This is a genomic window from Arthrobacter sp. (genome assembly GCF_030540645.1).
Taxonomy (GTDB): domain Bacteria; phylum Actinomycetota; class Actinomycetes; order Actinomycetales; family Micrococcaceae; genus Specibacter.
Window position 1 is genome coordinate 19,575 of record NZ_JAUNVV010000061.1, and the last position, 1,784, is coordinate 21,358.

The window sequence follows — 1,784 nt, forward strand, 5'->3', positions numbered from 1 at the left end:
GCCGAGGCCGACGGCGTCGCAGTCACCGAAGCGCTTGGTGAAGCGCTTGGCGTGGCCGAGGCCGTGGCCGACGGCGTCGCCGTCGCCGAAGCGCTTGGCGAGGCTGAGGCCGTGGCACTGGGGCTCGGCGTTGCCGTAGCTGACGGTGTTGCGGTCTGCGTCGGAGTGGTGGCTTCCCCGCCAACGGCGATTTCAAGGGCCTTGGTGCCCAGGGTTGCTCCGGAAACGGCGTCCTTGATGCGCACTGTTGCCGCATAGTTGCCCGTCTTGGCGAAGCTGCGCTCCGCCGAGTAGGCACCGTTGACCACAGGCACGGTCACTGCCGCGCTGCCGTCACCAAAGTCGATGACCGCGTTGGTCAACGCCCCGTCCCCGATGGCTGCCAGCACTGAGGTGCCGCTGATGACAGCCTTCTCACCGACGTCGTACTTGGCCTGCCCCGCCACTGCTGTGACAACCGGCAGTGCATAGTCTGGGGCCGTGTTCAGCTTCGTCGGCACGCCGCCGAGGCTGGTGCCGCGGTCCACCAGGGTGAAGGAGTCCGGTCCTTGGGCATCGCGCTCAGTGCTGAGCACGATGGCGAGAGTGTTGTCGCCGGTCTTGTTCAGGAATCCGCTGGGGATGGTGAACGTGCTCTGCGGGCCAACGTTGCCAACCCAGGTTCCTGTGTTCCAGCCGTTGACATAGATCACGGCACGGGCGTAGGACTTGCGCCCGTCTTCAAACTTGGCGTCGTTGATCTTCAAACCAAGGGCCGTGTCGGTTCCGGCCGGAACATTTAGCGCAAAGTTGGTGCGGTACCAGGTAACGCCTGCCTTGGCCGGCTTGAACGAGGTGGCATCTGCCCATTCGCTGTCCGGGTACTGCGGCAGGTACCAACCGGCGCGCTCACCGTAAAGACCACCGGTGTTGTACATGGTCCGATCCGTATCAACCGGCGCGGCCTTGTCCTTGGCGCCTTGCAGCTTCCAGGTGACAGCGCCGCTGCTGGGCAGCACTGCGTCGTACAGGCCGCGGTTTTGGCGTGACAGGCCGTCATCGGACCAATCGAGGTTTTGGCCCTGGTTGCGGACCACTGCAGAAACGACGGTCTTTTCACCATTTTTGATGACCCCGGCCGGGACCTGGATCGTCTGCATGCTGCCATTGGCTGCTGCGGCTCCGGCGAAGGTGCCGTTGACCCAGACGAGCATATTCGCTGCACTGCCACCTTGGCCGCGCAGCTGAATGCTGGTGGCTGCGGAAGATGCGGTGAAGTGCGCCCGGTACCAGGTGTCGCCTTCGTAGAAGCCGTAGAACGCCGTGTCCAGGACCTTGCCCTGGTTGGCGCCGGGGCCCTGACGGGTGTTCGCAGCTGCGGTGGCGGTTGCCTCGAGCCATTTGCTGTCGTCAAACGCGGTGGCGGACTCCGGATTTTCCCCGGAAACCTTCCAGTTGGTCAGCTCAGGAAGAACAGCGGCGGCCGGTCCGGCCAGGTTTGCCACCAGCTGGCCGTTGGCGCCAACTGTGGTCACAAGTGCCTGCCCGTTCCAGCTGGCCTTCGTGATGCCGGCCGGAACGTAAATGCCGATGCTGCGCGCTTCCTTGGTGTCGCCCACCAAGTGCACGGTGTCGCCGTCGAACTCGGCTGAACGGAGCAGGTCGGCACCGGTGACCATGACGGTCTTGTTGGTGGTGCCGCCCTTGACGATGCCGTCAAGGGTCCACTGCTGGCCGGTAGCCGAGCGGTCGGTGGTGACGATGGTCAAATCGGGCGCGTCCCCGCCGGTGATCTTCACCGACGT

1 protein-coding gene is annotated in these 1,784 nt (G+C 64.6%); it reads right to left on the reverse strand.

What is annotated here, in order from left to right; translation table 11 throughout:
• Positions 1-1,784: beta galactosidase jelly roll domain-containing protein (locus tag Q4P21_RS11640; RefSeq protein WP_303388933.1), on the reverse strand; the 1,784-nt coding region annotated here is incomplete at both ends.